The following is a 21873-nucleotide window of genomic DNA, read 5'->3' as shown; positions in this document are numbered from 1 at the left end:
CGGACGACGTATTGTCTTCGTCGACGACCAGAACGGCTGCCCCAACAGAAACCGTACGGGAGAGCTTCTGGTCCCACGAGGTCTTCGGTGATGTTGTTGTGCCATCACCGTCCGAGAAGAGACTGAGGAGACCGTCAATGGCCTTGTCGACGATAGGAATCTTGAAGACTTCATCGATTATGCCGTCAAAATCGAGGGCATCGGTGTAAGCATTTTGCAGGCGTGTCGTGCCTTGGTTGTTGTTGGCAATATGGCTGTTCGTCTTGAGCGTGTTATTGGCGGTAATGGTGACATCCTTCTGGCCTGTGACGGCGCCGCTGACGTTGACTTTGGCCGTACTGTCGTGGGTAAGACGTCGATGGCCGTGCTGAGTGCGGTTTCGTCAGAGACTTGGGTCATGGCTGACGTGTAGAGGGAATTTTCTGCCTTGGCGTTCATGTCGACGCTGCCCTTTTCGGCTGTGGCTTTGCCCTTCATATTGATGGTGGCGTTATTTTCGTGGTCCGTTACGGCAATGGACGTGACCAGTATGGGTGAGCCCGTTGTCGTTTGGCCGTCGCCGGTATCGCTGCTGCCTCCCGTTACGGGTGTGACGGGCGTACCAGTGCCAGTACCTGTACCCGTGCCCGTAGTGGGAATCACGGTACCATTTATGACTTCCATGGCAGCCGTGCTGTCTACGTCGGACGTGGCATTGGCTGTGACGCGCAACGCAGCTGTCGTCGAGCCGTCGGCATTGACTGTATCGTCGCCTGTAGCCGTAAGATCGCCTTCGACGTTGACCGTAGCCGTGTTGACCGCTTTGGTATAGGTAAAGGCCGGGGCCGGAATGCCTGCTGTAAAGCCTTTGATGAGCTTACGGCCGTAGACGTCGGCACCGACGCCGGCGATCAGATTGGCATCGGCTGCGGCTGTGACGTTTTTGCCTTTTACTTCGTTCCCGGCGCCGATAGTAACCGTCGCTTTGCTTTCAAGGAGACCTACGTCGACGCCAATTGGATTGATGAAGCTGATCAGTAAGGAGGTCACATCGGTAAAGGATGTGTTGTTATCGATGTAGCGGTTATCTGAATTGGCCTTGAGGACAACGTCCTTGGCCGCTGTAATATTGCCTTGGACATTGACTTCGGCTTCGGTCTTGGTGAAGGCGCTGGCGTCGACAGCCACGACGACGTCGCCGGCATACTGCGTACCGTCTTTTACGGCTTTGGCCGCGTCGATAATTGCCTTATCGAGGTTGCCATTGGTCGCTTCGGCTGTGAGCTGTACATTGCCGGCAGCCGTAAGGGTACCGTAGTTTTCTATGCTGGCTTTAACGGCTTTCTTTTCGTTGACGTGCATTCCCAGGCTGCTGCCAAAGTCTTCGAAGGCCTTGTCTACGAATTCTTCGTATTCCGCTTTGGCTGCAAAGACGATGTCCCCGTTGCCGCTGGCTGTGACGTTGAGCTTCGTCAGGCCGGCATTGGCCTGTTGCTCCGGTGTAAGCCTGACGACGTTCGAAAAGTCCGTTATGCCGGTCTCGATGGCTGCCCCGGTTGTCGTGCCATCTGCGGCCACGTCATCGAAGGGTTTGCCCGTAATGCTCTTGCCCACGGCAATGCGCGGGGCATAGAGCTTCACATCACCTGTGGCGTTGACCTTGCCGAGGATGGTAATGGTGCCGCTGGGATTGACCGGGACAGACCAATGGCCCGTTTGGATATTGGCCAGGGTGGCTTTCGTGGTCTCTTCATTCTGGTTATTTGCCAGGGTGTCGGAGAGGGTGTCAAAGTCCATTTCGCCACTGTCTGAGGCGACGGTATACGTCGGCGTCATGACATAGAGGGAGCCCGTGTTGATGACGCCAGATTTGCCGACGGCCATGCCTTCGGAGCCGAGGAAATAGAGGTTGCCGCCGATCTGTTTATTATGGATAGCGTTTACTGTGCCGTTGATGTCCACACGGTTGTCGACGAAGTTGACCAGGTTGGCTGATTCCTCTGCCGGCTTGTCTTTGGTGTGGAAATAGAGGTTGGTCACGTCGTTTTGGTCGAGTTTGAAGTTTTTAAAGTGGTTGATGGCGTTGCCATTGTTCAGCTTTTGGGCGTATACATCGCTGATGGTTACGCCATTGCCGCCATTGGTCGTCTTAGCCACGGCGGAAGCGCCGTTTACGTCTGTAATCTCGGCAGCCTGGGCAGCGAAGGGCGTCAGGAGGAAGCCTGCCGTCGTGACGGCCGAAAGGACCTGCCAGGTCAGGCGTTTTTGGTTCTCTATAGGCAGTGCGCCAGGGCGCTTATTTTTATGGTGGTTACGTCGTTTACTCACAGGTCATGCCTCCTTAGAAAGCGCTGTTGAAGGAAAAATGAATACGCGTACGGCCTTGTTCTTCCCCGTTGATGGTGCGGATGAGGGGGAAGGCTAAGGCTACGTTGAGGGACATGTGGTCGTTGAGATCACGGGTCAGTCCGGCGCCGGTGCCCATGAGGCTCCGGTCTCCAAAGGCACTGCTGCCCCAGACGCGGCCGCCATCTACGAATAGATAGCCTTTGAGGGTATGCGATTTAGCCAGGGGAAAACTGTATTCCGCACTGGCCGAAAAGCCGCCGTCGCCGCCGAGGAGGCTTTCCTTGTAGCCGCGGACGCTGTACATACCGCCGAGGTAGAACATTTCAGCTGACGGCAGGTACTGCGTGCTGGCGAGCTGCCCGTCCAGGCGCAAGGTCCATTGCTGGCCTGACCGGAACAGTTTCTGATAAAGCATCGTCGTTTCGTATTTGCCAAAGGAACGGGTCTGGTCGTTAAGGTTTGTGTACCAGCCGGTCCGGTAGCCGTGCTTTTGGTAAAAGACAGTGGATTTGCCAAAGTCCAGCTGGTCGTAGTATAGGAAGAGCGAGTCGATCGTGTCGTCGGTCCAGTGGGAACGCAGGCCCAGGCTGGTGCCGTAATCGGTCTTCGATTTCTGGTGGCCGTATTCAAAGCCCCACTGGGATTTGCGCGTATCTGACGTGACGATAGGCGACGTGATAAAGGCCGTCAGGGCGTAGGCGTGGCCCCGGACGCCTAAGGGTTCAAAGTAGCCGTCTGTAATGTGGACGCTGTTGGACGTAAAGGAAAGGCCTGCCCGGGTGCCAATGTGATTGATGGGCGTATTGTAGCTTGAGGAAACGGCCTTCATGCCTTCCGAACGGAGGACGCTCAGGAAGAGGTGGTCCCGGTTGCCTGTAAGGTCCCGGTCCTGCCAGTAGGCGCCAAGGCGGTAGAGGCCGCTCGTGTCGCTGCCGGCGTTGTCCGAAAAGATGCCGGCAATTTGCTTTTGCGGTTCCCGGACGGTAATGACGTAGTCTGTCGTGCCCGCTTCCTGGCCGGCCTTGAGTTCGATATGGAGCTGGGCATCGTTGGTGGCGTTGAAGCGCAGGAGGTCTTGGTTGAGGTCTTTGACATTTTGGATTTTGCCATTTTCCAGATGAATGCGCTTACGGATGTAGTCTGGCCGCGTCGTGGCCAGGCCGGAAATTTCTACAGAGCCCGTCTTGCCTTCTATGAGGTCGATGTGGACAATGCCTGCGTGGACGGTCTGTGGTGACAGGAAGGCCCGGCAGGTGATGAAGCCCCGCGTGCGATAGAGTTCGTTAATGCGATTGACGAGGGCATATAAATCTTCGATGGCGACTTCTTTGCCTTCATATTCCTTGGCCAGGGCCGTCAATTCTGCCTGAGGCAGCACGTCCGACTTGGGAATAATAATTTTTTGTAGCACAAAACGGACGGTTCCAGCTGGCTTCTCGCCTGTGGTTTCCGTCCCTTCAATAACTGACGACTGGCGTTCTGCCGCTATTTCCCGGGCTATGCGCTGACGTTCCAAATACTGTCGCGTCTGATTGAGCTGTACACCTGAATCGGTCGTGCCCAGAGTCTGGGATACCTGCTCCGCTGCAGGCGGTGCTGCCTCTGCCGGCATAGCAGCCGCACTGCTGCAGGCCAGCACGATACTAAGTACTGTCAGTTTACGTATGGATTTTTTCATTATGCGATCCCCACTTTCGAATGTATCACCTTTGCTTTTTACATTTTATATGAATTTTTTTGCACGTACTTTCTAATCATTCATCGGGTTAGATAATTTAATTTATATTTTTACTTTTTCATTATAATAAAAAAAGATGCAATTACCAATTATACGAAAGTATATATTTTTCTTCCTGAAGCGCACATTCTTTCACTCGCAGTGGAAATGGCCGGTTTGGGTACAGGCCGTACTGTCATTCGCTTTTAGGTGCCTGGAGTTCACGAAAAAAATTGAATAAATTTTCCATTTTTCTGAAAGCCATATATTCAATGTTTCATGGTGCTGTTTGCTTTCCCCTTACTAGGGGAAAGTGGGCGCGGCTTGTCCGCGGTCGATAGCGTAACGCGCCTGTGTGCGCGTTACGGCCGTACTACTCTATGATTGATAAAATCAATCATAGAGCCAATATTATAAAATTAATTGTTTAATAAAGAATTTTTTCAACCTGCGTTCATGTAATCTCGTTGGCCCTCTCTCCCCGGGAGCTTTTTTCTTCACATACCTTCCGGTTCTCTTATTGTTTCAAATCATTTTCCCTTTTCACTACGCTTGCGTGATTTTTCCAGAGTTTGTATTATGTATTATATAACTATATATTGTTTCTGAAGGAGGGGTTTAAAAATGACAGATACAGTAGATCTAGGGCGGGCTGCCCGAGTGATTCAGGCTGCCAGGCCGCATACGAATGATACGGTTATTGAGGATATTTTTTCTATGATCTATGCCATCGTTGCCTGGTCGCTGCCGAAGTCCGGGCTGCGCCTGCGTGAGGCTGCGCTGCAAACGTATGTGGAGAAGCGGATGGCCGCCTATGTGGAGCAGTCGCCGGCAGCGGCAAAGCGGGCTTTTGTGCCTCCCGCCGGCTGGTCCCATACTGCCAATCTCATGGCTGGTACAGTACCGCTGGAACGCTTGGTTAATCCGCGTGGCACGAGTGACCGGACGGTGCTGCAGATTCACGGTGGCGGCTTTATCATTCCATTGCATAATGTGTATCGCGCCCGGGCGGTCTTACAGACGACGTTAGTCAATGCCCGTGAGGCCTATATGGTGCATTACCGCCTGGCGCCGGAGCATCCCTATCCGGCCGGCTTAGATGATGTATTTAGCGCTTATCAATACCTTTTGTCTAAGGGCAAAGAGCCGCAGGACATCATCGTCTTCGGCGATTCTGCCGGTGGCAACCTGGCGCTGGCCTTGTCTTTGAAATTGAAGGAAGCAGGCCTGCCCCAGCCCGGTTTGCTCGTCCTCATTTCGCCGTGGACGACGATGGAAAATGATGCGCCTTTCCGCAGCAAAAATGCGCCGAAGGATTTGATTCTCGGCGAAGGCAATGCCAATCTTTTCCATGAAATCAACTACCCGACGTACATACCGGGCGGTATGGACGCGAAAGATCCCCGTGTCTCGCCGGTCTACGGAGATCTGACAGGCTTGCCACCGATGCTCATTCAGGCCGGTGGCTATGAGCTTCTCGTAGACGACGCGCTGCAGCTGGCAGCGAAGGCCGCCAGTGACGGCGTACAGGCTACGCTCTCCATTTATCCCGGCATGCCCCATGCTTTTGCCATGCATCTGCCGGAATTGCAGGAAAGCATTGATTCCTATGCAGAAATCAGGGATTGGGTAAATGTTTGGCTGAGACGCTAGGGAAAGAAAAAAAACGGATTTCGTGAGCCATTATAGGTTCGTGAAATCCGTTTTTTGATATTATTTCGTTTTTTTAATTGAAGTTCGTTTACCGGCACAGGTCAGACGTATACTTCGTCCATGCGGATGCCCCAGCCGTAGGGGATGTAGCCCAGGTACAGGATATGGGTGTGGGCATCGTAGTAGCCGTTGGCTATTTCCAGGCTGAGTCTGGCTTTTTCCGGGGCTATGTCTGTAGGCATGTTTTCTCCTGTTTCCCGGTCTTTGTAGTACCAGTCGCTGTTTCTCAGATAGTACGGCATATATTGAAAGGAGTCCATTCGGGCAACTTGATGGATGTCTACAGGGCTGTTGGTGTTGCGGGTTCTTAGCTGTTCGAAGTAGTTTTGCCAGAATGGGTTTTCTCTGTCAAAGGTTTCTTTTTGCAGGAATGTCAGTTTGCCCGGGTAGTCCCGGAGCATGTTATATTCTTTGATTTGGTCGAAAGAAAAAATGACACCTCGTTCTTCGATGGGTTCTTGTTTCCACCAGATGACATCACTGCTATTTTTTTTGGCCCATTTTGCTGTCTGTTTCATATTCATAACCTCCCCTCTTCGGTTGTATTGGGCTATATTTCTTCAGTTATATTCTATCTCAATGAGTTAATTTCCACAAGATAAAATGATGCGATTCGTATAAGTCTTATGGATGTATATTTTTGGGTTATTGTGATTTTTTTAGCTACTTGGGTGGCCTTTCTCCCTTGCGGTTTTGGGACAGCATTTTGGACTACTGGGACGGCCTCTCTCCCCCGCGGACGAAGCCGCGGGTACTCTCCCCGGCGCGGGGAAAGCACAGTGGCTACTTCGTTTCGCCTCTATCCCCCGTTGCCCGCAGAAAGTATCTTGGCTACTGGGGCGGCCTCTCTCCCTCGCGGCTTCGTTATCTATGCACTTTCAGTGTTACTTGGGCGGCCTCTCTCCCTCGCGGCACAAGGCCGCGAGTACTCTCCCCGACGCGGGGAAAGCACAGTGGGAAAGCACAGGGAAAGCACGCGGGGACAGCATTTTGGGAAAGCGTGGAAATCGAAGAACGGCAAGGCATTTTTATGCCTTGCCGTTCTTCTTACTGTGTGAGGGGTTGGAACTAAAACGTTGCTCTTGATAGGTAGTTCAAATACCTAGAGCTAAAAGAGAACTTAGAACTTATACCGTACGGCGGCCATCCAGGTGTTGCTACGGACGCTGTCGCCTTTCTGGTACTGGTAACCGATGCCGTAGGTCATGTCGCCTTTTGTGGCTTCCAGGCCTAAGCGGCCGTAGAAGGTACCAGAGTCGGCGATGTCATAGCCAAAGGCGTTGGCTGTACCATCGAGGCTGACCGTTTCCATACCGGTTCGGTCGCCCATTGTCCAGAGGTAGCCTATTTCAGCGATCGGTTTCAGCATCCAGCTGCCGTGCTGGCTGGTCTGGCTGTAGCGCAGGCCGACCGGTACGAGCCAGAGGTTGGCTGTGTCGCCGTCGTGGTGAATTCCCAGGCTATCTGTGTAGTCCCCGAAGTCGAGGTGTGCGTAGCGGAGTCCTACGTACGGTGTAAGAGTGCCTTTTCCGGCCTTGTAATTTTGCTCAGCCCGGACGCCGGCACTGAAGGCGTTCGACGATACGGATCCCGTCAGTTCGTTGAGGCTGTTGTATTGGGTAATATCATTCTTGCCGTGGAGCCAGGAGATGTCGCCCAAGTACGTCGTCTTGCCTCTAAGGAGGCGGCCATAGAGGCTCAGTCCGTAGTAGTCAGCGTCATTACTTGTCGCTGCTGTTGCCGTATTGCCGTCTATGGAACCATCAATGTACGTGAATGCGGCACCGGCTACAGCGTTGTGTTTCTTGTAGAAGTCTGAGCCGACGATGACGCCGTTGTACTGTGCGTCATAGGTAGCTCCGCCGAGGCCTGTGAGACCCAGACCACTGATGTCTTCCTTCGCATGGAGGTAGTGTGCCCAAATGTCCGTGTCCTGATCGCTGCGATCGAGGTCGGCCAGGTGGTTCATCACTGCCGAATCAAAGAGGTTATTAGCTGTATACAGGCCATGCTGCACGCCTGCAAGTTCTGTCATAGAAGCAGCGCTGTTTAGAGCGTTTACCTGCCGGGCTGCCGTCGGGTTGACGCGGTCGTCAGCAGCGGTAGTAAAGAAGTCACCTGCCTTGCCGTTCGCAGCTACACCTGCCGTGACGACGGCCGGATCTACGAGGCTGCTGCCATAGACCAGACTGGCGTCCTGGGCTTCTGCCTTGACAGAGAACTGGCTCGTGCCGTTGCCGTCAGCGCCAACGAGCTTGAGGAGCTTGCTGTGGACGAAAACGTTCGACGGCGAAGCTACACCAGAATCGCTGTACCAAGCGTTGTTGGATTTGACGTCCGTACCACTCAGGATATTGTACGTCGTGCCACTCGTAGCACCCTCGATGTAGAGCTTGGCACCGTCATCGATGCTGACGCTCTTCAGATTAGTCAGGGCCGCAGGCTGGCTGCCGGAGAAGGCGTTGCCGTTGACCATCATGATCGTCTTATCGCCAATAACCAGTTCTCCATAGGCAGGAATTGCCGGTAAGGCTATGTCGCGTGTCCATGTACCGTCGATGAAGAGTCCGACTGTAGACATGTCTTGGCTGCCATGCATGTAGAGGGCTGACAGGACGCCTGTGTCGCTCCAGGAAAGGCCTGTGTCTTTAAAGATGTTCAGGGCGAGGCTCTTATCTGTCGTACCGATGGCGGCGGTAATGTTTTGCCTGAAGACATTGTGTGTATTGACATAGGTGCCTACGGCTGATTGCGTGCCCTGGCTCTGGCCGCCACCGGTCCAATCCGGGTCGAGGACGAAGGTGCCGCCGCCCATATCGACGCTGGCTGCCGTGATTTGAGCAGGTGTTGTGCCGGTACCGACGTTCAATGTCGTGTTTTCACCAGCACCGGTGATGGCACCGCTGACGTCGACGTTGCCCGTGATGGTAGACGTGCCGGAGGTATTCAGGTCATTAGCGACGCTGACTGTACCGGTCTGGGACTGGAGGTTCGTGTCTGCGAGGTTAAGATTACCGGCGACGTTGGTCGTGCCGTTTGTCGTGACTGTGCTGCCACTGCCTGTCGTCACGTCGCCAGAGACGCTGGTCGTACCATTGGTCGTCAGTGTACTGCCGCTGCCTGTCGTCACATCGCCAGAGACGCTGGTCGTACCATTGGTCGCCAATGTACTGCCAGTGCCTGTCGTTAGGTCGCCGGAAACAGCGGTCGTGCCATTGGTCGTTACGGCACTGCTATCTGTCGTGGTGAGATTGCCTGCGACGTTGACATTACCGGAGACGCTGGACGTACCGCTCGTCGTCAGGTCTTTTGCCAAGGTGACAGAGCCGGTGCTTGCTGTGAGCTGCGAGTTTGTCAGGCTGACGTCGCCCGTAACGGTGGTCTGGCCGTTGGTCGTGACCGTACTATCCGTGGCGGCGACTGTAGCGTTGACGTTCAGCGCTTGCGTAGGCGCTACGGCGCTATTGCCAATGGTAAGGCTGCTGCCCGAGTCGAGTGCCATATTGGCCTGGGTATTATCGGTGGTCTGAATGACATCAGTTGTCGTGCTGCCACCGAGGGTCAGGGACTGGCCGTTCGTAACGGTAACGCTTGTGGCATCGCCCATATCCAGGGAAGCAACGCTGAAGCCTTCAGGTACACTCGTCGTCGTTGTTGTCGACGTGCTGGCCGGGGCGCCGACGAGGAGGTTCTTATCGTTCGTATCGACAGTAACCTGATCGAGGGAGGTGTCACTGCCAACGGCACTAGCCGTACCGGCTGAAACGGTTCCCTGGACTTCGCCCGAATCGACGAGATTACCGGTCATGACGAGTTCCGTTGTGGAATCGTCGAGGCCGTCCATGACGCCTTGAATGTTCGTCAAGTATGCGTAGCTGTAGTCATCACCCAGGGACAAGGTACCGGCTTTGAAGTTGACCGAGTTTGTTGCGCCTGTCGTGAGGCCATTGGCACTGGCCGTCGTTTCTGTCGTGTTGGCGTCTGTGAAGATCTGGTTTGCCGACGTTGCCAGCGTAGCCGAGCCGTCGAGAGTCACTTTACCGCCGCCGGTGATGGCATCGGCGAGCGTCGGAGCTGTGAGGGTACCGCCCGTGAGGGTGACGCCGCTCGTGTTATCGACGTTGATCTTGCTCAGGCTCAGATTACTGCCGCCTAAGGAAACAGCCGAGCCGCCCGTCGAGGAAACGCTGCCACTAATGGTGGCATTCGGAGCCGTAACCGTAGAAGCATCAGCTGAGAGATCACCTGCGATATTCAGAATCCCTTGGGCATCGATGGCAGCGCCATCTTTTAAGGTAACGTTCTGGGCGTTGACGGTCGTGTCCGCTGCCGTAACGAGGCTGCCCTTGGAATTTACGATGGTATGGTCATAGGTTTTATTAAAATACTTAAGGTATGTCGACGTATGTAATACGTTGCTGTCAGCCGGATCGATGGTGCTTTCCAGATTTTCCAGCTTCAGCTTGTCATACATATTGTCCAGCGTAACATTTTTCAGGTTCAACGTGCCCGCTTGAAGGTCATATTTGTTGGCCCAGTTCAGGTCTTGGTTCAGGTTGACCGTGCCGGCCTGCTGGGTAAATGTGCCGTAGTATCTGTTGAGACTGCTGTTGATGGTCAGTGTGCCCGTACCGGCCTTGATGATCGCCGGTTCCGGGACATCCGTTCTGCCGTCCACTACGATGGCACTGGAAATAGAGTCTTCTGTAGCAGTGGCCGGAGTTTCATTGCCGACGGTGATCGATGCGCCATCGTAGGTATTAAAAACTGCCGTCCCGTAGGCAAAGAGCGATAAGAAACCGCCGCCGGAAGGAGAAATGGCTTCTCCGCCATATTCATCAAATTGGTTCATTTCACCTGCTTGAATGTCATTGCCGGTATAGGAAACATCATTGCCGGTTGTAGCAAAAAAAGTAACCTTTGCCGGAACGAGGTAGGGATACGTTGCGCCTTGGTAGGTGTCTGTACCACCACTGTAATGGGTAGCGACTGCACCACCATGGGCAAAATACGCACCGATGGCTTTATTATCTGTAATGGGCTGATTTACGAACCGTACATTGGCTCCCTTTACGAATACGCCGCCGCCTTCAGCGCGATACTTCATAGCTGCCACTGTATTATTGGAAACGGGACCGTAAATCGTAATGATCGGTTGTACGCGAGTCTTAGCGCTAGTGGCAAAGACGGCTTGCGAATAAATACCGCCACCTGTAGCTACATCTGCACTTTGAGAGATTAATGTATTATTTGTAATACTGCCATAGTTATAGGTTGCTGCTACAGGCGTCAGATTGTGATAAAAGTTGTCTGTTTCAGTCGTACCAGACACTTTGTACACGGTGAGAGCCTGTGCTACTCCAGTCACACCAACAAACCCCAAGGTGCCTGCGAGGAGCAAGCTTGCTAATATTTGCCTTCTTAGGCGTTTCGAATTAGTCGTTCTCATAATAAACACTCCTCTCACACAGTAATGTTATACTTTATATCATTAGTAATATATATGGAAACCCCTTATTTTCTTTCTTAATTATATAATAATCTTTATAAATTAATAAATCAAGTTATAATAAGTTTTATTTTTACTCCACAAATAATTATTATCCAATAATATTCAAATTTCAGTATAATATTCGATTATTTTTTAGTTTTATGCAATATATTGACATTATTTTTATAAAAATACGTTAAAAAAGCTTATGTAAAATTTTATGACAAATAAAGCATTAAAAATACTATAGTTTATTTTATATCAAAACCGATATTTTAATTACGATAAATGATAAAATATATCATTAAAACAGAAGCGTATCTAATGAGATATACTGTTTTCTCTAAATAGACAGTTTGCAAAAAAAATTAGCACCTGTCTCAATTAAGACAGGTGCTAAACGGTATGACGATTGAGTTATGTTACTCAAATTCCTTGGCTACCAGTTTGAGGTCTTCTATAATGGGCAGGTGCTGGGGACAGACGCCTTCGCATTGGCCGCATTCGATGCAGTCGCTGGCTTTGCCGAAGGTATGGGTCAGGCGTTCGTAGTATTCGCCTTGTGGTGTCCAGGCTTTGGTGGCCAGTTCTTGTTTTTCCGTATTATATAAGGAGAAATACTTCGGAATGGCAATGTGCATGGGACAGCCTGGGGCACAGTAGGAACAGCCTGTGCAAGCGATGGCAATGCTTTCATTGATTGTCTTCACAGCGTTGGCGATGATTTCCTCTTCTGCTCCATTCAAGGGGACGAAGTCTTCCATGTAGCTCATATTGTCTTCGAGTTGTTCCATATTGCTCATGCCGCTGAGGACGATCTTGACGTTTGGCCGGGAGGCAGCAAAACGGATGGCCCACGAAGGAATGGACAGATCCGGATGACAGGCTTTGAAGGCTTGGGCTACTTTTTCCGGTACATGGGCCAAGGTACCGCCTTTGACAGGTTCCATGACGATGACCGGTTTGCCGTGCTTCGTGGCTACGTCGTAGCATTGATGGGACTGAATGCCATCGCTATCCCAGTCGAGGTAGTTCAGCTGGAGCTGGACGAATTCGATTTCCGGGTGTTCTGTCAGGACTTTGTCGAGGAAATCAGCATTATCGTGGAAGGAAAAGCCCATATGCTTCACCAGTCCTTGCCGTTTCTTTTCGGCGAGCCAGTTGAAGCAGTCCAGCTTGGTGTAGATTTCGTAGTGGCCGGTGCCCATGTCGTGCAGGAGGTAATAGTCGAAATAGCCGGCACCGGTTTTTTTGAGTTGTTCGTTGAAGATGCGGTCCCGGTCTTCCTTGGTCTTCAGGTAGCCGGCGTGAAGCTTCGTGGCCAAGGTGAAGGTGTCGCGGGGATAACGGTCGACGAGGGCTTCCTTGGCGGCATTTTCGCTTTTGAAGTTGCAATACATCCAAGCCGTGTCGAAGTACGTAAAGCCCCGTTCCATAAATGCGTCGACCATTTTTTTCGTCGTTTTGATGTCGATGCTGCCGGCGTCATTAGAATCCAGCAAGGGCAGGCGCATGAGGCCAAAGCCCAGTTTTTTCTTGCTCGTAAAGATATTTTCCATGATAGTTTCCCCTCCAAAAGTAGACAAAATCACGTGCCTCTGTGTGGCACTGAAAAGGTACTCATAGTATAACATATTCGAGTGTGTCGTACACCTAACCAACGCAGCCAGGTCTTGTACTATTTTGCTTTTTCCAGCAATTTCAGCAGAAATACGAGGTTTTGGCCCAGGTTTTTCATGTTGGCCAAGCCCTCAGCGTCTTGATTGACATCGCCCGGAAGCTGGCCATAGACCATGTTCCAGTATGTAGAGCCGGCGACGAACATTTCGTGATTGAGGAAGAAATGATTCATCGTATCGATGGCGTTGAGGGCACCGCCCCGGCGGGCAGCAGCGACGGCGGCACCGGCTTTATGCGTCAAGAGGCCCGGGTTCATGTCGGCGACGACAGCCGCCCGTTCGAGGAAGGCTTGCATATTGGCAGATACGTTGGCCGAATAGACAGGCGAGCCTAGGAGCAGGCCGTCGGCAGCTACGACCTTTTCAAAGACATCGTGGAAGCTGTCGTTTTGGTGGACGCAGTTTTTCTTGCCGCCACAGGCCCAACAGGCTTTACACGGTTCGATGATGGTGCCGCCGAATTGGATGAGTTCTGTTTCGATGCCTGCCGCACGGGCCACGTCGAGGACCGTATTGAGAAGGATGGCTGTGTTGCCGTCTTTGCGGGCACTGCCGTTAAGTGCGAGTAGTTTCAAGGTTTCCAGCTCCTTAGTAGAAATAGCTTCCACCTCAAACATCCAGGTGGAAGCTCGTGTCTTATTTTAGATTTTCTTTGTAGAATGCAGCCAGTTTTGCGAAGGGGATTTTGTCCATTTGGTCGTACAAATCGGTGTGAGTAGCGCCAGGTACGACGATTTCCTCCTTCGGTGCTTTTAGTTTTTCGTAGACTTCATCAGCAAAGTATTTGGAATGGGCTTTTTCGCCTGTAATGAGAAGCACCGGCCGCGGGCTGATTTCTCCTATATTTTCCATGAGATTGAAATTGAAGAAGCCGTACGGTGTAGTCGAGTCCCAGGCTGAGGTGTTGGAGTTGATGGCACGGGGATGGTAAGCCCGGCCGACGTAGTAGTTGTAGAATTCCGTCGTGACAGGATCTGCGTCTTTTGGCAGCTTGTCCGGGAACATGACGTCGAAGGTTTGGACTGTACCGTCGGCATTGACGCCCAATTCGTGAGCACCGCGGATGGCTTCGCCGCTTTTCGCTTCGGCATCGCGCAGCTTTGCCAAGTGATGTTTTACGATCTGCCGCTGTTCCGGCGTATAATAGGCGCCTTTGTAGTGGTCGCTGATACTTTCAGACATGTCGTACATAGCCGATGTGGCCACTGCCTTGATGCGCGTGTCGTTGGCAGCCGCCGTAAGGGCCATGCCTGAAAGGCCGCAAATACCGAGGGCGCCGATTTCGTCGGGATTAACGAATTTCAGGTTGCTCACGAAGTCGACGGCGGCGCTAAAGTCTTCTGTAAAGATATCCGGCGAGCCCATGTTGCGGCGTGTACCACTGCTTTCGCCAGTCATAGACGGATCAAAGGCGATGGTGACAAAGCCCCGTTTGGCCAGTTCCTGGGCGTAGAGTCCGCTGACCTGTTCCTTTACGGCGCCAAAGGGACCGGAAATGACGACGGCCGGATACTGCTTGTGGGCGTCGAAGTTTTTCGGCAAATACAGGTGACCTGCTACGGTATAGCCATAGCGGTTGTCAAAGGTTACCTTCGCTGTTTCAATGTCCTTATCTAGTTTGAAGACACGGCTGTCATTGGTGAGCGGCGTAATCGTGGACCGCTTCATTTGTGATGCCTGTGCTAATTCTGTTACCGGTGTTGCTGCGTGTACCATCGTATTTCCTCCTATCATAAAGATCAAGCCTGAGAATACGGCCGCTGCGAGAAGCGCCTTTTTCTTTTTCCCCAGTGTCATGTTACGTACCTCCGATTTTGTATAATAAGAAATCTAGGCAATCCAATTTTGCTTGTTGGTCGTGCAAGGCTTTGCGGAGACTGCGCTGGTGTTCCAGAAGCTGCCGGCGCAAGGCGGTCTGGTTTTTCCTTTTCGCCAGCTCCAGGCAGACAGCAACTTCTGCATCGCTGCAGCCCATGTCCTGCAGGTTTTCCTTCAGCATGGCCAAGAAATCTGTCGCCTCTGCCATGGTCGCACCTCCCTTGGGTAACTTTTCCGATACAGACCTCTTCTGACGGCCAGGCGGGATCCGTATCGGTTCATATAGTTCCATGGCTATAGTATAAAACAGGAGCCGAGGTATTGCTAACATGCATTTCTCATATTATATTATTCCTATAGGGAAAATTAGAAAAGGAAGTGACGTTTATGGAAATCAGACTCTTACGGTATTTTGTAGAAATTGCCCGCGAAGGAAATATGACCAGAGCAGCGCAAAAGCTGCACGTGTCCCAGTCGGCTTTGTCCAAGCAAATGAAGGAACTGGAAAGCGACCTTCATCATGAATTGTTTCGCCGTACGCGGGCAGGTCTCATTCTTACAGACGCCGGCATGATGCTGCGCAATCGTGCTGAAGATATATTGGAAATGGTTGATAAGACGGAAGATGAATTTGCCGCTTTAGATGAAATCACCGGTGGCGACGTGTCCATTGGCTGTGCCGAATCACACCTCATCGCCTACCTGGCACAGGCCATTAAGGAATTTCGCCTTACGTATCCGCGCTTTCGCTTCCACCTTTTTAGTGCCGACACGGATCCCTTGGCAGAACGGTTGGACCGGGGGCTACTGGACTTTGCCGTCATTGCCGAACCGCCGGATCTCTCAAAATACAATTACCTCATCTTCCCCGGCACAGACCGTTGGGGACTGGTCCTGCGCAAGGACCATCCCTTAGCCTCCAAGACTGCCATCACGGTAGACGATCTCCTGGACGAGGATCTCATCTGCTCGCCGCAATGCATCCGCTTTGACATGCCCCTTTGGTGTGGCGAAAAAACAGACCAGCTCCGCTTCATCGGTACGGACAACCTGGCCTACAACGGCACCATTTGTGTCCGCCAGGGACTGGGATCGCTCCTTACCTTTGAACACCTGGCCAATACAAGCGAAGAAACACGCCTGACCTTCCGGCCTCTGGAACCGGCCTTAGAGGTCAAAATGTACATTATCTGGAAAAAATATCAGGTTTTCTCGCCTATAGCAAATCTTTTCCGCAAAAAGCTTATAGCTATGTATGGGGCGAATCGCAGTGATGCCTACGCAGGTGACGACTCATACTAAACGAAAAAACAGCAGCCTCTTTGTCTGTATAGGAGTGACAAAGAGGCTGCTGTATTAAGGCATTGGCATGTAGTCAGCGTCTCACCGATTATAGGCTGTCATGCGCAGGTTCAGGATATTGGGCGCCACGATTTCTTGCGTAATGACGATGCGCCTGTTTCCTGCGGCGTTCCAAATGGTCAGGAGACCAGGCATATTGCCGTCGCGCAGTTGGGTCACCTGGCTCTGGGCGGCACTATCGTCCACACCTAAGGTGCCCATGATTACGGCAGCGGCTGCGTAGGCTTCGACACGGGAAAGGGGAATGTCATTGTTGGCAGTAATGGTGAGCTTAGAAACGGCGCCGGCCTTGTTGGTATAGGCACTGATCATCGCTCCGTGTACGCCAGGTGCATCTTGCCAGCGGGCACCGAAGGCATAGGCGTCGTAGGATTGACCACGCACATAGGGAGTACCACCCAAGTATTTGAATTCCAGACGCGAGCCCGTCGCACCTCCATGGGCCCAGACGGCATAGTAGAAATCCTTGTATTGCAGGTCGGCAATCTGTACCAGCTGAGGTGCGCCGCCATACGCGGCCTGAACAGGCAGTATACCTCCCGGTACAAAGCCTATGGCCAGACTACAGAACAGAAAAAAGGCAAGGAATATTTTCCGCATACAGCTCCTCCTCCGTGACATAAAAAAATACCGTTGTCATTTATATAGACTATTCGACACCTGTAGGAGGATTTCCTTTTTATTAACTAAAGCTTATGCGAAACACACAAAAACTGCCCAGTCTGTCGTTACCTGCAGGCTGGGCGGTTTTCTTACATTATTCTTCGATTATTTGTTGTTCCAGCATACCCTCCGGTATCGGTTCCTGTGCCTTGCTGCCTTCGTCAGGCGAGGCGGCGCGGATGACTGTGGCCGTAATGGTGTGGGCATCGCTCAGGCGGACTTGCAGTTTGGCTGTGTCAGCGCCTGCTTCTGCGTACGTGCCCAAGGTAGTTTCTTCTGTAACCAGGCCGGCCGGGTTATACAGGATGCGGACGGAATCGCCCGGTTTGAGCTGGCTCGCGTTGTCCAAGGTCACATAAACGTGGGCATGGCGCAGGTCTGTCGGTGTGTCTTTCCCTGTAAGGGTAAGGATCGTGTCGCCGGCTGCGGTGTTGGCCGGAATGTGAACGTAAATGCGTTGAAAGCCTGTGAGGAGATCGACGCGGCGGTTGGTAACGTGCAGGAAGAGCTTGTTATCGATTGCTTCCCCTGCCGACGCAGAGGGCATGCTGGCCCCGGCCAGGACTGTCCAGTCCCCCATTTTATTATCGTGCTTGAAGTTGCCGCCGCGCCAAATGACCGTGTTGTCCCGGGCTGTACCGTCGTCAGTTTTTGCGGCAGCAACGTATTGGAAGGTCCCTTTTTCCAGGAATACGGTATTGTCTGATACGTTGCCACTTTTTTCTGCCCAGGCACCGTAGATAATAGGGCTGTGTCCGCCACGCAGGGCGACTTCATTATGACTGAGATCGGCTGTAAGGCCTCTGGCGCCGTATGCGCCGCGCAGGATGGTGCCGCCGTCGATGGCTGCTATATTATGGGTACCTGTCCCCGTTAAGCTTTGGCCACCTGTAATTTCCCGGGCCTTGCCGCTTTTCAGGATAGCGCAGTTTTTTTCGGCTTTTTCCGACCCGGACCAGCCGCCAATGAGTGCACCTGAGACGGTGGCGCCGTTGAGGACGGCAATATTGCTCACAGCCTGGCCATGTTCGCTTTGCCCGCCTGTAGCAGTATTGACAGTACCTTCTTCCAGGATGACCTGATTGCGTTTGACCAGGCCGTCTTCACTCTGGCCGCCTAAGATGTATTGACGGACCGTGCCATCGGTCAAGGTAACACGATTATTCAAGACGTCACCGGAAGCGCTACGGCCACCGACGAGGGTCAGGGCTGTACTGTCGCTAAAGGTAACGACGGATGAACGGACGGCACCGCTTTCGCTGCGGCCGCCATAGACGTAGGCCGTCTTGGCTTCGTCGCTTACGTGAACGGCATTGGCAATCATTCCGCCGCTCTGGCTTTGGCCACCGTATACAGTCGTCGCTGTAGCACCGGCGACGGTGACGCGATTGCCGCTGACATAGCCTCTTTCCGTTTTACCGCCATAGGCTGTGCCTGCCAGGGCGTCGCCCTTGAGGATTACGCGATTGATAGTAGCCGGACCGGCCAGGCTATTGCCACCGCTGAGGGTGCCGAAGCTGCCCTTTTCTACAGTCAGGCTGTTGTCCCAGACAGCACCGCCTGTACTGACACCGGCGATGACACCGGCTAGGGAGCCGCCTTGGACGATCACATTCTGGCCCGTCACATCTTGTTCACCCGTAACGGCTTGACCGTAGACGTAAATAGGCCGGTAGGCTGCTGTAAAGGGAAAGCCTGCTGCATGGAGTGCCGCGTCCGTAACCTGCAGGCGCAGGTTCGGTGTCGTCGTGACGGGCTGCACGGCGTTGGCATCGGTCATCGTCTGCCGTGGGACGACGGATAAGTCGTTCAGGACAGTCCTATCTGTAATGGCAGCTCCCTGGGCGCCTAGAAGCGTGCCACTAAATAGGCCTGCCAATACGCACATTGCCAAGATTTTCGTACCTTTTCGTCTCATGTGTTGTCTCCTTTTCCGTAGCGCACGTTGCGTAATACCCCTCTCTTATATTTCTTTATTATAACATATGGCGACGGTGTGAGGAAAAAAGAAAAACCTATGGGGAGTGTGCAGCCTGGTCAGAGTGGACAAATGGCTGGGCGTTTCTCCTAAAAAAAATCAAAAGACCCCGGCACAAGGACAATGGTTGTCCGCGTGCCGGGGCCTTTATACGTGTATCAGAAGGTGCTTATTTGCGATATTTTGCTACGAAGCGGGCCATCCGTTTGAGGGCTTCTTCGATGGTTTCCATGCTGGCTGCATAGGAGATACGGACGTAGCCTTCGCCGGCTTCGCCAAAGGCAGAGCCCGGTACGACAGCTACTTTTTCTTCTTTTACCAAGGTTTCGCAGAACTGGGCACTGGTCATGCCTGTGCAGGTAATATCCGGGAAGATATAGAAGGCACCTTTAGGCTGGAAGACCGGCAGGCCCATGTCAACGAGGCCTTTGTAAATGACTTTACGACGGCGGTCATATTCCTGACGCATTGCTTCTGTTTCGGCTTTGCAGTCTCGCAGGGCTACGACGCCACCGTACTGGGCCTGGGTGTTGGCGCACATGATCATGTACTGGTGCAGTTTGAGGATCTGGGCCAGGCCTTCACGCGGTGCGCAGATATAGCCGAGACGCATACCGGTCATGGCATAGGCTTTGGAGAAGCCATTGAGGACGATGGTCCGTTCGCGCATGTCTGGCAGTTTGGCAAAGGAAGTAAATTTAGCATCGTCATAAATAAGTTCGCAATAGATTTCATCGCTCATGACGACGAGGTCGTGTTTTTTGACGAATTCGGCAATAGGAGCCAATTCTTCGGCAGTCATGACCGTACCGGTCGGGTTATTCGGGTAGCCGATAACCATAGCTTTCGTCTTCGGTGTAACGAGTTTTTCCAGTGCTTCGACGGTTACTTTGAAATCGTCTTTGGCATAGGTCGGTACGAATACGGGAACACCGCCGGCAGCGCGGACAGCAGCCGGATAGGCAACGTAGGCCGGATCGGGAATAAGGATTTCATCGCCCGGTTCGGTCAGGGCCAGGAGGGCCATCGTGAGGCCTTCGGAAGCACCGACGGTTACGAGGATTTCATCTTTCGGGTCATAGTCCAGGCCATAGCGTTCATGGAAAAGCTTGGCAATTTCCTGACGCAGTTCGATGATGCCGGCATTGGCCGTGTAGCTGGTCTGACGGTCATCGATACTCTTTTTCATAGCTTCGCATACTTTGTCCGGCGCAGCAAAGTCCGGTTCGCCAATGCTCAGGGACAAGACGCCCGGAATCTGGTTGGCAATATCAAAGAATTTACGAATGCCCGAAGGCGGAATAGCCTGTACTTTTGCTGACATTTTTGTTTCCCAATTCATGTTGTAAACACCATCCTTGTTCATTCTGTGCGGCCGGCGAAAGAAATTTGCAAGGAAAGCAGGTTTGGGGACGTCCTTTCGTTGCGTTCATTTCGCGTATGCCTGGAAATTCACTTTTCCTAATGCGTTCTACAATTCTATTGCAGAGGCTTAAAAAAAGGAGAGAAAATTATTATGTATCAATATTTTTTTACCCTTTACTTAATATTATATACAATATGACTGAATTGTAAAGAAAAGGATAATAGAAGTGTTATTCAAACTTAAAAACGTATTAATCAAAATTATGCATAGAACGTTCTTCTAGTCCTGCTTTAGCGGTTTTTCGCAAGCCAGTCGATAGCCATTTGGGCATAAACCCGGGAGCCGCCAGCAAGTACTGTTTCATCGATAGTGAAGTAATTGCTGTGGTTGGAATAGACAGCATTGCAGTCGGGATTGTATGTGCCGACGAAGACGAAGCAGCCCGGTTTCTGATCCTGGTAGAAGGAGAAATCTTCGCCGCCCATGACGAGATCGTTTTCGTGAATAGCTTCTGCGCCCAGGACTTCCGTTACGGCCTGGCGGGCAATAGCCGTACATTCCGGGTCGTTGACTGTCGGCATGACGGCCAGGTTGTTAATAAATTCTGCTGTAGCACCGTAGGCCTTGGCTGTTTCCTGAATGACGCGGTTCATCTTTTCCTGAATATCCTTGCTCAGCTTCTTGCGGAAATAGCGTGTCGTGCCGCGCAGTTCGGCTTCGCCACTGACGATGTTCCAACGGTCACCGGATTGGAAGGTACCGATGGTGATGACGACCGGGTCGAGGGCATTGAATTCGCGCGATACGAGGGATTGCAGGTTCATGACAATGGCCGAACCGACGACGACAGCATCGACCCCCATCCATGGTTCAGAGCCGTGAGCCTGAACGCCGTGGACGCGGATAATGAATTCATCTGCTGCAGCCATAAATTCGTTGACGCGGATGCCAATCGTGCCGGCCGGGACTGTCGGCCAGATGTGGCCGCCGAAAATGGCGCCGATTTTGGAGAACCAATCGCCAAACTGCATCATGTATTTGGCACCGACGCCCAGTTCTTCTGCAGGCTGGAAAACAAAGTACACGTCGCCGTAGATCTGATCTTTCAGGTCCATGAGCATGCGGATTGCACCGAGAAGCATGGCCATATGGCTGTCATGACCACAGGCGTGCATCTTCCCTTCTACTTGCGAAGCATAGGGGAAACCGGTCTTTTCCAGGACGGGCAAGCCGTCGATATCCGAACGCAGGGCTACGGCTTTCCCCGGATGGCCGCCAGCGAGCTTGGCTACGAGGCCTACGTGTTTATCCGGATTAATTTCATAGGGAATACCCCAGTTGTCCAAGATAGCTGCAATGCGTTTTGTCGTTTCTACTTCTTCAAAGCTCAGTTCCGGATGTTCGTGAAAGGTCCGGCGCAAATCAATAATTTCTTGTTTATATTTTTCCATCAGATCGTCTGTTATCATGAGTATCGACTCCCTTCGGGTAGTTATGCATTTTTGCGTAGATATGTAACATATCTGTTATACATAATACTCTATTCCGATAGGACTTGCAAACGAAAACACGAGATAAAGAATAAGGTAATGACTTTAGGTCTTTATAACTTTTAACATTTTTATGTAAGTTTATTTCTCATTTGTTTGGTTTTTCTCCTTTCTTCTTTATAGGAACCACCGTTTATACGTTTTATTTATCGGGAGTGTAAAATAGTTTGTGTAAATCGGTATTGCATGAATCTACTTTATGCCCCAT

At 52.0% G+C, this 21873-nt stretch carries 14 protein-coding genes; 2 read left to right on the top strand and 12 right to left on the bottom strand.

Annotated elements, in window-relative coordinates; all coding sequences use genetic code 11:
- Positions 1-177: 177 nt before the first annotated feature.
- Complete coding sequence (locus PGX44_RS09860) at positions 178-2307, bottom strand: leukotoxin LktA family filamentous adhesin (protein ID WP_498855259.1); 2130 nt, start codon at positions 2305-2307, stop codon at positions 178-180.
- 13 nt (positions 2308-2320) lie between these two features.
- The gene (locus PGX44_RS09855) at positions 2321-4006 is read right to left on the bottom strand and encodes a ShlB/FhaC/HecB family hemolysin secretion/activation protein (protein ID WP_498855258.1); all 1686 of its coding nucleotides are present in this window, start codon (positions 4004-4006) and stop codon (positions 2321-2323) included.
- 663 nt (positions 4007-4669) lie between these two features.
- On the opposite strand from PGX44_RS09855, the gene PGX44_RS09850 reads away from it, so the two are divergent.
- Entirely contained in the window at positions 4670-5698 is a 1029-nt protein-coding gene (locus tag PGX44_RS09850; RefSeq protein ID WP_498855257.1) for an alpha/beta hydrolase, read from the top strand.
- Between the two features lie 101 nt (positions 5699-5799).
- Here the strand turns inward: PGX44_RS09850 and PGX44_RS09845 are convergent, their stop codons facing one another.
- The 6 genes from PGX44_RS09845 to PGX44_RS09820 form a co-directional block, all read right to left on the bottom strand.
- Positions 5800-6276 (bottom strand): DUF7675 family protein, encoded by a 477-nt coding sequence (locus PGX44_RS09845; protein WP_498855256.1) that lies wholly within the window; start codon positions 6274-6276, stop codon positions 5800-5802.
- A gap of 602 nt (positions 6277-6878) precedes the next feature.
- Positions 6879-11207 carry an autotransporter domain-containing protein gene (locus PGX44_RS09840; RefSeq protein ID WP_498855255.1) on the bottom strand — a complete coding sequence of 1443 codons (4329 nt, stop codon included), beginning with the start codon at positions 11205-11207 and terminating at the stop codon, positions 6879-6881.
- A gap of 464 nt (positions 11208-11671) precedes the next feature.
- Complete coding sequence (locus PGX44_RS09835; protein ID WP_498855254.1) at positions 11672-12808, bottom strand: aldo/keto reductase; 1137 nt, start codon at positions 12806-12808, stop codon at positions 11672-11674.
- 119 nt (positions 12809-12927) lie between these two features.
- The gene (locus PGX44_RS09830; protein ID WP_498855253.1) at positions 12928-13503 is read right to left on the bottom strand and encodes a flavodoxin family protein; all 576 of its coding nucleotides are present in this window, start codon (positions 13501-13503) and stop codon (positions 12928-12930) included.
- A 61-nt stretch (positions 13504-13564) separates the two neighbouring features.
- Complete coding sequence (locus PGX44_RS09825; protein ID WP_498855252.1) at positions 13565-14725, bottom strand: alpha/beta hydrolase; 1161 nt, start codon at positions 14723-14725, stop codon at positions 13565-13567.
- 1 nt (position 14726) lies between these two features.
- The gene (locus PGX44_RS09820; RefSeq protein ID WP_498855251.1) at positions 14727-14954 is read right to left on the bottom strand and encodes a hypothetical protein; all 228 of its coding nucleotides are present in this window, start codon (positions 14952-14954) and stop codon (positions 14727-14729) included.
- A gap of 179 nt (positions 14955-15133) precedes the next feature.
- On the opposite strand from PGX44_RS09820, the gene PGX44_RS09815 reads away from it, so the two are divergent.
- Positions 15134-16048 (top strand): LysR family transcriptional regulator, encoded by a 915-nt coding sequence (locus PGX44_RS09815; RefSeq protein WP_498855250.1) that lies wholly within the window; start codon positions 15134-15136, stop codon positions 16046-16048.
- Positions 16049-16129: 81 nt separating this feature from the next.
- Here PGX44_RS09815 and PGX44_RS09810 read toward each other — a convergent pair whose 3' ends face one another.
- From PGX44_RS09810 to PGX44_RS09795, 4 genes are all read right to left on the bottom strand, one after another.
- Positions 16130-16708 carry a hypothetical protein gene (locus tag PGX44_RS09810; protein WP_498855249.1) on the bottom strand — a complete coding sequence of 193 codons (579 nt, stop codon included), beginning with the start codon at positions 16706-16708 and terminating at the stop codon, positions 16130-16132.
- Between the two features lie 157 nt (positions 16709-16865).
- Positions 16866-18689 (bottom strand): hypothetical protein, encoded by a 1824-nt coding sequence (locus PGX44_RS09805; RefSeq protein ID WP_498855248.1) that lies wholly within the window; start codon positions 18687-18689, stop codon positions 16866-16868.
- A gap of 229 nt (positions 18690-18918) precedes the next feature.
- The gene (locus PGX44_RS09800) at positions 18919-20091 is read right to left on the bottom strand and encodes a pyridoxal phosphate-dependent aminotransferase (protein WP_186504389.1); all 1173 of its coding nucleotides are present in this window, start codon (positions 20089-20091) and stop codon (positions 18919-18921) included.
- A 314-nt stretch (positions 20092-20405) separates the two neighbouring features.
- Complete coding sequence (locus PGX44_RS09795) at positions 20406-21584, bottom strand: M20 metallopeptidase family protein (RefSeq protein ID WP_498855247.1); 1179 nt, start codon at positions 21582-21584, stop codon at positions 20406-20408.
- Positions 21585-21873 lie beyond the last annotated feature (289 nt).

Origin of the sequence: Caecibacter sp. AF58-12pH5A (assembly GCF_027681725.1) — a bacterium.
Lineage (GTDB): Bacteria > Bacillota > Negativicutes > Veillonellales > Megasphaeraceae > Megasphaera > Megasphaera hominis.
The sequence above is the reverse complement of the archived record's forward strand: the minus strand, read 5'-3'. Positions and strand labels throughout refer to the sequence as shown.

Excerpts from the sequence above, each read along its gene's own strand:
- PGX44_RS09815 (WP_498855250.1), top strand. The coding sequence starts at position 15,134 with ATGGAAATCAGACTCTTACGGTATTTTGTAGAAATTGCCCGCGAAGGA.
- PGX44_RS09800 (WP_186504389.1), bottom strand. The coding sequence starts at position 20,091 with ATGAATTGGGAAACAAAAATGTCAGCAAAAGTACAGGCTATTCCGCCT.
- PGX44_RS09845 (WP_498855256.1), bottom strand. The coding sequence starts at position 6,276 with ATGAAACAGACAGCAAAATGGGCCAAAAAAAATAGCAGTGATGTCATC.
- PGX44_RS09820 (WP_498855251.1), bottom strand. The coding sequence starts at position 14,954 with ATGGCAGAGGCGACAGATTTCTTGGCCATGCTGAAGGAAAACCTGCAG.
- PGX44_RS09840 (WP_498855255.1), bottom strand. The coding sequence starts at position 11,207 with ATGAGAACGACTAATTCGAAACGCCTAAGAAGGCAAATATTAGCAAGC.
- PGX44_RS09795 (WP_498855247.1), bottom strand. The coding sequence starts at position 21,584 with ATGATAACAGACGATCTGATGGAAAAATATAAACAAGAAATTATTGAT.
- PGX44_RS09855 (WP_498855258.1), bottom strand. The coding sequence starts at position 4,006 with ATGAAAAAATCCATACGTAAACTGACAGTACTTAGTATCGTGCTGGCC.
- PGX44_RS09835 (WP_498855254.1), bottom strand. The coding sequence starts at position 12,808 with ATGGAAAATATCTTTACGAGCAAGAAAAAACTGGGCTTTGGCCTCATG.
- PGX44_RS09825 (WP_498855252.1), bottom strand. The coding sequence starts at position 14,725 with ATGACACTGGGGAAAAAGAAAAAGGCGCTTCTCGCAGCGGCCGTATTC.
- PGX44_RS09810 (WP_498855249.1), bottom strand. The coding sequence starts at position 16,708 with ATGCGGAAAATATTCCTTGCCTTTTTTCTGTTCTGTAGTCTGGCCATA.
- PGX44_RS09850 (WP_498855257.1), top strand. The coding sequence starts at position 4,670 with ATGACAGATACAGTAGATCTAGGGCGGGCTGCCCGAGTGATTCAGGCT.
- PGX44_RS09805 (WP_498855248.1), bottom strand. The coding sequence starts at position 18,689 with ATGAGACGAAAAGGTACGAAAATCTTGGCAATGTGCGTATTGGCAGGC.